The sequence below is a fragment of the uncultured Bacteroides sp. genome, assembly GCF_949298305.1.
Classification (GTDB): Bacteria; Bacteroidota; Bacteroidia; order Bacteroidales; family Bacteroidaceae; genus Bacteroides.
This window is the reverse complement of record NZ_CASFWU010000104.1, coordinates 1-8,633: the sequence shown is the minus strand read 5'-3', so window position 1 is coordinate 8,633 and position 8,633 is coordinate 1. Positions and strand designations below refer to the sequence as shown.

Genomic DNA, 8,633 nt, shown 5'->3' with positions numbered 1-8,633 from the left:
TTTCGGGGGAATACCTAAAGATACAAAAAAGCCAGCTAATTCGCAATACTTTGTGTATGAATTAGTTGGCTAATTTTATACTATTTACTGAATGTCCCTTATTATGCGGCTGCCTGCTTGCAAGTCTGGCAGAAGTGCCGAATGCAATCCTTCCCGAACGCCGTGCGGAGCGCAGAAGCGTAGTCCGTACTCCGTTGGAGACGGCCTGCCCGCTCTCACACAAAGAGGCTTGCACGGAAGTGTGGGCGTTCAGGATGAAAATAGTGCTTGCTGTCGCGGATTCTTGGGGACTGTCCGTTTTCAGCCTTCAATATTCTGTATCTCCACTTCCTTGACTTTGCGGAACAGGTCGGACGCGAAGATGAAGTTGTTCAGCCGTTCGTTGGTCGATGTGAAAATGTCGTCCTTGCTTCCCTCCCATTCCTTGCGGCCGTCGTAGATGAAGATGATTTTCTCTCCGATGCCCATCACGGAGTTCATGTCGTGCGTGTTGATGAGGGTGGTCATGTTATATTCGCGGGTGATGTCCTGAATCAGACCGTCGATGACCAGCGACGTCTTGGGGTCCAGGCCCGAGTTGGGCTCGTCGCAGAAAAGGTATTGCGGGTTCAGCGCAATGGCGCGGGCAATGGCCACACGCTTCTGCATGCCGCCGCTTATTTCGCCGGGGTATTTGTCTTGGGCTTCGCTCAGGTTCACGCGGTCCAGGCAGAACTTGGCTCGGCGGGTGCGGTCGCGCAGAGTGTCGTTGCTGAACATGTTCAGGGGAAACATCACGTTCTCCAGCACCGTCATCGAGTCAAACAGGGCCGCGCTTTGAAAAATCATGCCCATTTCGCGTCTCAGGGCTTTCTTTTCCTTCTTGCCCATAATCAGAAAGTTGCGGTCGTCATACAGCAGTTCGCCCTTTTCGGGAGTCAGCAGACCCACGATGCACTTCATCAGCACGGTCTTTCCCGACCCGCTTTGCCCTATTATCAGGTTCGTCTTTCCGTTGTCAAAGGTGGCGCTGATGTCTTTCAGCACGCTCTTGCCTTCAAACGACTTGCAGAGTCCTTTCAGTTCTATCATAATTGTCTATTGTTTAAGCCTGTCAGTAGTTGGAAATCATTTCTGGGTCTTAACCCATCAGCAGTTGTGTCAGCACCAGGTCGGCAAACAGAATCAGCACACTGCTGGTTACCACGGCATTGGTCGAGGCCTTGCCCACTTCGATGGAGCCGCCGTCTACGGTATAGCCGAAGAAGGCCGACACGCTGGCTATGATGAAGGCGAAGAACAGGGATTTGATGATGCCGCACCAGATGAACCATTCTACAAACATGTATTGCAGGCCGTACTCCAGGTCGGTAGCCGTCATGATGCCGCCAAACCAGCATGTGGCAAAGGCGCCGATGATGCCGGCAAAGATGCTGAACGTTACCAGCAGCGGAATCATGGTGACCATGGCAAACACTTTGGGCAGGATGAGGTAGTTGGCGGAGTTCACACCCATAATCTCCAGTGCGTCAATCTGCTGGGTGACGCGCATGCTGCCCAGCTCGGAGGCAATGTTGGAGCCCACCTTGCCGGCCAGTATCAGACACATGATGGAGGACGAGAATTCCAGCAGCAGAATCTCGCGGGTCACGTACCCCACCGTCCATCGCGGCATCCAGGGGCTTTCAATGTTCAGCTTGATTTGTATGGTGATGACGGCACCGATGAAGAACGAAATCAGCAGCACGATGCCTATGGAGTTCACACCGAGCTTTTCCATCTCGTTGAGGTATTGGCGGAAGAACATCCGCATCCGTTCGGGGCGGGCAAACGTGCGCCCCATCAGCATGAAGTATCTCCCTACGGTTCTAAGAGCTTTAATCATAACTTCGTTAGTATTTGTCTGCAAATGTACGGCTTTTCGGCATATTCTTGTTATATTTGCGGCAAAATAACACAAGTGTATGGAAGAAAGCAAAATGGTGCTTCGTACGGAAGACCTCGTGAAAAAGTATGGCAAGCGCACGGTGGTGAGCCACGTCTCTTTCGACGTGAAGCAGGGCGAGATTGTCGGCTTGCTGGGTCCTAACGGGGCCGGTAAGACCACGTCGTTCTACATGACCGTAGGACTCATCACCCCCAACGAGGGGCGTATCTTTCTGGACGACCTGGACATCACCAAATATCCCGTCTACAAGCGTGCCCAGACGGGCATCGGCTACCTGGCGCAGGAGGCATCCGTATTCCGCCAGATGAGTGTGGAGGACAACATCGCCTCGGTGCTGGAGCTGACCAATAAGCCGCTGGACTACCAGAAGGAGAAGCTGGAAAGCCTGATTGCCGAATTCCGCTTGCAGAAGGTGCGCAAGAACAAGGGAAACCAGCTGTCGGGCGGTGAGCGCCGTCGCACGGAGATTGCCCGCTGCCTGGCCATTGACCCCAAGTTCATCATGCTCGACGAACCCTTTGCCGGCGTAGACCCCATTGCCGTGGAGGACATCCAGCAGATTGTCTGGAGGCTGAAGGACAAGAACATCGGCATCCTCATTACCGACCACAACGTGCAGGAGACGCTGAGCATCACCAGTCGTGCCTATCTGCTCTTCGAGGGCAAGATTCTTTTCCAGGGAACGCCCGAAGAGCTGGCCGAGAATAAAATTGTGCGCGAAAAGTACCTCAGCAACAGCTTCGTGCTGCGCCGCAAGGATTTCATGGTCTGAGAAATCTGTAATAAGGCTATATACCGCAAGTCCGGTTTCGTCGGCTTTCCAACCGTGCGTGCCGACTTGCTGCAGTAAAGTCGATAATTTGGGGGCAGGAAATTCTTCTTCCCTTCAGGTTATCGGCTTGACTGTTAATGGACTTGATAAATACATTTATTTAAGTTTCGGTTTTACCGAATTGAAAATCGGCGAAGCCAAACTTGCAGGAGTTAGAAAGAGTTATCGCCCGCCAGGGCGGGCTTAGAAGTTAAAGGCCAATAGACCAGTTACTGCCCATTTTTCCTTTTGCAGGACTATCGGCTTTAACTTCCAGCAGAGCAAAGCGAAGTGATAACTTCTATAACTTCTTAACTTCTAACAAAATATCGAACCCGAAACTTGAGTACATTGATAATATGATGAAATACATGACAAAATTCTTCCTGTTGTTATTTTCCTTCTTTTCCTTGGCTGCATGTGCAGGACGTGCGGACTATGTTTTGACTTCGCCCGACGGAAACATTTCTCTTGAGGTGATTCAGTCTGGCAGGGGGGCCTGGTGTTACCGCCTTTCAGCCAGCGATTCCCTCGTGCTCGATACCTCCCTGCTGGGCTACCGCGACACTCTGGGCCGACTGCTGCCTGCGGCCGACCGTTTCAAACTGACCGATGCCAAGCGGCAGTCGCACGACGGCGTATGGAAGCCCGTCTGGGGCAAACGCAGCAGCGTGCCCGACCGTTACAACGAACTTACCCTCACTTTCACCGGCGCTGACGCCGGCGAGACCTTCGGCATGGCCTTCCGTGCCTACGACGACGGGGTGGCTTTCCGCTACCTGGTCCCTGAAGGCTCCGCTCTGAAGGCCGAAGGCCTGACGGAGAGCACCCGCTTTGCCTTCAACGGTGACTATACCGCCTGGTTCTATAACAACGAATGGCACAACATCGGACCCGAGCGCCTCACCGAGTCCGACGGCATCCGCCAGCCGGTGATGACGGTACAGGTGGACACAGCCCTCTATATGGCCCTCCACGAGGCCGACCTCCGCACCGATGCCCCCCTGCTTCTGCGTTCGGTCAAGGGCGAGCGCGCTTTCTGCGTGGAACCGGAGGCGGTAGACCTCGCTGCGGGCTATCTCTCGGCCTGGCGCGTGCTTTTTGTGGGGCGCACTCCCGGCGCGATGGTGGATTCCCACCTGCTCGAGCTGCTCAATCCCGAGCCTGCGGGCGACTTCTCCTGGGTGAAGCCCGGCGTGGCCGTCTGGGACTGGCGGATTGACGGTGCCCAATGGGAAGGCTTCACCTATGGGATGAACTATTCCTCCTGGGTGCGCATGGTGGATTTTGCGGCCGAGCAGCATTTCCCCTACCTGGTGCTCGACGCCAACTGGTACGGCCCCGAACACGAGGCGGAATCCAATCCCGTTTCGGGCGACAAGGCGGCCGACGTGAAGCGCATCATCCGCTACGGCCGTGAAAAAGGGGTGGGCATCTGGCTCTATCTGAACGATGTGGGCGGACGCCGTTATCCCATCGAAGAGACCCTCTCGCAATATGCCTCGTGGGGAGCGGCCGGCATCAAGTACGGCTTCATGACCGGCAGCCCGCGCGAGAAGAACCTGTGGACGCAGCGCATTACCGCCCTGTGTGCCCAGAACAAGTTGCTTGTCGACTTCCACGACGGCCCCGTCCATCCCTACGGACAGATGCGCACCTGGCCCAACGCCGTCACGCGCGAGTACTGCCAGGCACAGCTCGACGCCCACCGTGTGTTCCAGCCCAAGACCTTCGTCACCTCTGTCTTTGTCAACATGATAGCCGGCCCCATCGACATGAACAACGGCATGTTCGACCTGCGCCAGGGACACACCACCCGTGTGGACGAAAGCCAGCCGGTGCCTTCTACGCTGGTGTCCGAGGCTGCCCGCACGCTCATTGTCTTCTCGGGTGCCACGGTCATCCCCGACATTCCCGAGTTTTATCGTAAATATCCCCCTCTGCTGGAATTTCTCAGTGCGCAGCAGATGCCTTGGCTGGAGAGCCGTACCCTTTGCGGAGAGATAGGCAAGTACATTGCCATGATGAGGCAGACCCGCGACGCCTACCTCGTCGGCGTTGCCACCAACGAAGAGGCCCGCACGCTCGACATCCCCCTGGACTTTCTGGAGAAAGGCGTGGACTATGAGGCAACGGTTGTGGAAGACGGCGACGATGCCCACTACCTGACCAACCGCGAGGTGCTGAAAGTGAGCCGCCAACCGGTGACGGCCGGTTCCGTCGTCCGCGTGAAGCTGGCTCCCGGTGGCGGCAGTTGCCTGCTGATTAAGAAGAAAATGCAGTGACGGGCCTGTCTGGCTTATCGGGTTCTCAGGCACGGAAGGATGCGGCTTTCTACGGATGTACCGCCGTGTCCTTTCGTGCCATCCGCATGGTGCGTGCTTGAAATGAGGAGGAAGGTGGTGTCGGTGTCCGGAGCGTGTTTCAGTCCTTTTCGGTAAAAAAATATCCTCCACTTTTTTGTGCTCCTTTAAACTCTATGCTTCCAGCTTTGACCAGAAAACCCAAATAGCGTTTGGTGGTGGATATGCTTTTGCCTATAAGTCTTGCTATTTCGGGAGATTTAAGTCCAGGATTTTGTTTGATGATATTGAGAACTTCTTGTTCTTTGGCTCTGATGGCATTATTTACAGTGTCATTTACAGTATCATTTACAGTATCATTTATGGTATTGTTAGGGATATTGATTCTTCTTTTGAATATCGCTGTAAACATTCCCTCTGTATGGAATTGGGGTTCGGGCAGATGGGCTTTCCTCATAGCTTCTTGCATACGTGGAATGCCGGATGCAACTCTTTCCACCAAGTGCATACGGGTAAACAAACCGAAGATTAATGGATTGCGTGTCATGCTTTTATGGCCGAAATCTTTGGCAACGGCGGGCAAAAGTCCTCCTGGATTGGATATTTCTACTCGGTCATCAAACATTTCTATCATAATGTTTGCACCCTGCTCGTAATAGTCGCGATGTGACAGGGCGTTAATGATGGCTTCCTTAAACACGGTTAGGGGTATTTCCCAAATTTCCTCTCTCGGTCCTGCTCCTTCTATTTTATAAGCTACTTGTAGTTTGCTTTCCAGCCATGCCATAGCCTGTAAATATTGTTGATATAGTGGGCCGCCAAAAGTCTTGTCGTCTATGATATAGACTTTGCTTGTACCTTTAAAGAGAATACATCTTGTCACTGCGTGTGGAAACTTCTGTTCGGGATGCTTGCCAAAGAACATCGCTGCACCGTTCTTTGCCGTTCCTTTGTCGGTGAATAATTCCAAGTTGTCTAATATCTGTTTGTCTGGTGTGGATGGGCTTAGTCCGGCCTCTGTCCGGAAGTCTTTTACCATTTGCTTGTCTGCATCTGTATGAATGTTGAACCAAAGGCAGGGAATGTGGTCGTAAAAAATCTTGTTGCATTCTTGGAAGAAACTGCGCATTTCTTCGGCTGTGTGAAGTTTCTGCGAATTTGCCCCTTCGCGTACATAGATGGAGCCGGAGAAGATATAAGGTTTGTCCTTGCCGGATGGAACCTCAATCGCCCAAATTGTTTTGTCTTTTATGTTTACCGGATACAATTCGCAATGAAGTGCCGGGGATATTTCACTGATAGAGCCTTGAATGGCCGAACGTTTGTCATTCTCCAAGTCTGTACCTATGATTTGTCCGCTGTCGTCTATTCCTATCAGCAAATGTCCTCCGTCAGCATTGGCGAAAGCACAGATTTCTTCCGTCAGTTCACGGACTTTTGAAGGTATGCGGACTTTAAATTCTACATGATATCCTTCACCGCTGTCAATGAGTGTTTGTATGGCTTCTGTATTCAGCATAACTTTCTATGATAATGACACAAAAATAGTTATTTGTTGCGACATTGGGTGGATGTCCCGGTGTATTGACTTTTTTTTAGAAAACGGGATGCGGTTTATACCGCCGAAAGGTGTATTTTTGTAGTCAATCATTGTTAAACTAACTCCTATGAAAAGAAGACTACTGCTCTCCGGAATCATCGGCTGCCTGTCTTTGGGCATGCTGCCTGCACAGGAATTCCATCTGCAACCCACCCCCCAAGTTTACGAAACCTCTCAGGACAGCATCGCGCTGCCCGTGGCTTATACTCTCTCGGCCGACCTCAAGGGAGAGGCATCTCCCGCACTGCTCCTGCTCGAAAAACTGCTGCCGGGCAAGGCCGAGAAGGCGCCGTTCCGCATCAGTGTAGGAACCAAAGGCGACAAGGCCGTGCGTAAGTACGCCCGCCGCATCCCCTCCACTCCCGAAGGTTACTACCTGAAGATTGCGAAGGACGAAATCGTCATTGCCGGCGCCGACGAGCGGGGCACCTACTACGGCGTGCAGACGCTGGCCCAGCTGCTCACCCTGCCCCGTCTGCCCCTGGCCGAGATTACGGACTATCCCGACGTGCCCTACCGCGGCGTGGTCGAAGGCTTCTACGGCACCCCCTGGAGCCACGAGGCCCGTCTCAGCCAGTTGGAGTTCTACGGGCGCAACAAGATGAACGTCTACCTTTACGGCCCCAAGGACGACCCCTACCACAGCACCCCCAACTGGCGCAAACCCTATCCCGAGCGCGAGGCGGCCCAACTGAAGGAATTGGTGGACAAGGCCGCCGAGAACGGTGTCATCTTCTACTGGGCCATCCATCCGGGGCAGGACATCAAGTGGAACGACGAAGACCGTCAGAACCTGATGGACAAGTTCGAGCGCATGTACCAGCTGGGCGTGCGCGGCTTTGCCGTCTTCTTCGACGACATCTCGGGCGAAGGCACCAAGGCCGACAAGCAGGCCGAACTGCTCAACTACCTGGACGACCACTTCGTCAAGGCCAAGGGCGACGTGGAGCCGCTCATCATGTGCCCCACGGAGTATAACAAGGCGTGGTCCAACGTGGCCGGAGGCTATCTCACCACCCTGGGCGAGAAGCTGAACCCCGGCATCCAGATTATGTGGACGGGCAACCGCGTCATCGCCACCATCGACCGCGAATCCATGGACTTCATCAACCCGCTGCTCAAGCGCAAGGCCTACATCTGGTGGAACTTCCCCGTTTCCGACTACGTGCGCGACCATCTGCTCATGGGCCCCGTCTATGGCAACGGCCTCGACATTGCCGACCAGATGGAAGGCTTCGTCTCCAACCCCATGGAGCACGCCGAATCCTCCAAGATAGCCCTTTACAGCGTGGCCGACTATGCCTGGAACCTGTCCGACTACGACAGCGACGCCTCCTGGAAGCGTGCCATCCGCAACCTCATGCCCCAACATGCCGCCGCTCTCGAGACCTTTGCCGCCCACAATTCCGACCTGGGCGTCAACGGCCACGGCTTCCGCCGCGACGAGTCCGTAGCCTTGCAGCCTGCCTTGCAGGCCCTGCGCACGGCGTATGAAGAGCGTGGAGCGCTGGACGAAGACGCTTTCCGCCAGGTGGAGGCCGAGTGCCGGAAGGTGATTGCGGCGTCCGACGTGCTGGAGGCCTCGCAGGAGAACACGGCCCTGACGGCCGAGATGCACCCCTGGCTGGTGCAGTTCAAGCTGGTGGGTCAGTACGGCGAGGCGGTGCTCCGCATGATGCGTGCCCTCCAGACGAAGGATAACGACGCCTTCCTGGCGGCTTATGCCCATGCCAAGGCCTTGCAGATGCTGATGTACAAGGTCGACACCTCCTACAACCAGAATCCCTACCAGCCGGGTGTGAAGAGCGGCAGCAAAGTCCTGTTGCCCACCTTCTACGCCCTGTTCGAGGCCGCTGCCGGACGCTATAACCGCGAGCAGGGGGCGCAGCTCGACGTACGTGCCGTCTACATGCCCTACACCATGAGCAGCAACGTTCCCCAGCTGGCTTCGCTGGCCGTCTCCCGCAAGGGCAAGAGCGGCAGCGTGGCTTC

General features: G+C 54.7%; 6 protein-coding genes. 3 read left to right on the top strand and 3 right to left on the bottom strand.

The features are described from left to right. Nucleotides 1–300 precede the first annotated feature (300 nt). Together Q1Y74_RS12190 and Q1Y74_RS12185 are read right to left on the bottom strand one after the other, a co-directional pair. Nucleotides 301–1,071 (bottom strand): ABC transporter ATP-binding protein, encoded by a 771-nt coding sequence (locus tag Q1Y74_RS12190; RefSeq protein WP_300814589.1) that lies wholly within the window; start codon nucleotides 1,069–1,071, stop codon nucleotides 301–303. Nucleotides 1,072–1,120: 49 nt separating this feature from the next. Further along, nucleotides 1,121–1,864 carry an ABC transporter permease gene (locus Q1Y74_RS12185; protein WP_300814588.1) on the bottom strand — a complete coding sequence of 248 codons (744 nt, stop codon included), beginning with the start codon at nucleotides 1,862–1,864 and terminating at the stop codon, nucleotides 1,121–1,123. 79 nt (nucleotides 1,865–1,943) lie between these two features. Here Q1Y74_RS12185 and lptB point away from each other — a divergent pair, with 79 nt between their 5' ends. Both lptB and Q1Y74_RS12175 read left to right on the top strand, forming a co-directional pair. Further along, a complete protein-coding gene (gene lptB / locus Q1Y74_RS12180; protein WP_300814587.1) occupies nucleotides 1,944–2,699 on the top strand; it encodes an LPS export ABC transporter ATP-binding protein in 756 nt (251 codons plus the stop codon). 410 nt (nucleotides 2,700–3,109) lie between these two features. Next, nucleotides 3,110–5,023, top strand: a complete 1,914-nt coding sequence (locus Q1Y74_RS12175) for a glycoside hydrolase family 97 protein (protein WP_300814586.1) — start codon at nucleotides 3,110–3,112, stop codon at nucleotides 5,021–5,023. 139 nt (nucleotides 5,024–5,162) lie between these two features. Here Q1Y74_RS12175 and Q1Y74_RS12170 read toward each other — a convergent pair whose 3' ends face one another. Then, complete coding sequence (locus Q1Y74_RS12170; RefSeq protein WP_300814585.1) at nucleotides 5,163–6,560, bottom strand: helix-turn-helix domain-containing protein; 1,398 nt, start codon at nucleotides 6,558–6,560, stop codon at nucleotides 5,163–5,165. 148 nt (nucleotides 6,561–6,708) lie between these two features. Between Q1Y74_RS12170 and Q1Y74_RS12165 the strand changes: the two genes are divergently transcribed. Beyond that, nucleotides 6,709–8,633, top strand: a 1,925-nt coding sequence (locus Q1Y74_RS12165) for a beta-N-acetylglucosaminidase (RefSeq protein WP_300814584.1), incomplete at its 3' end; no start/stop codon positions are given.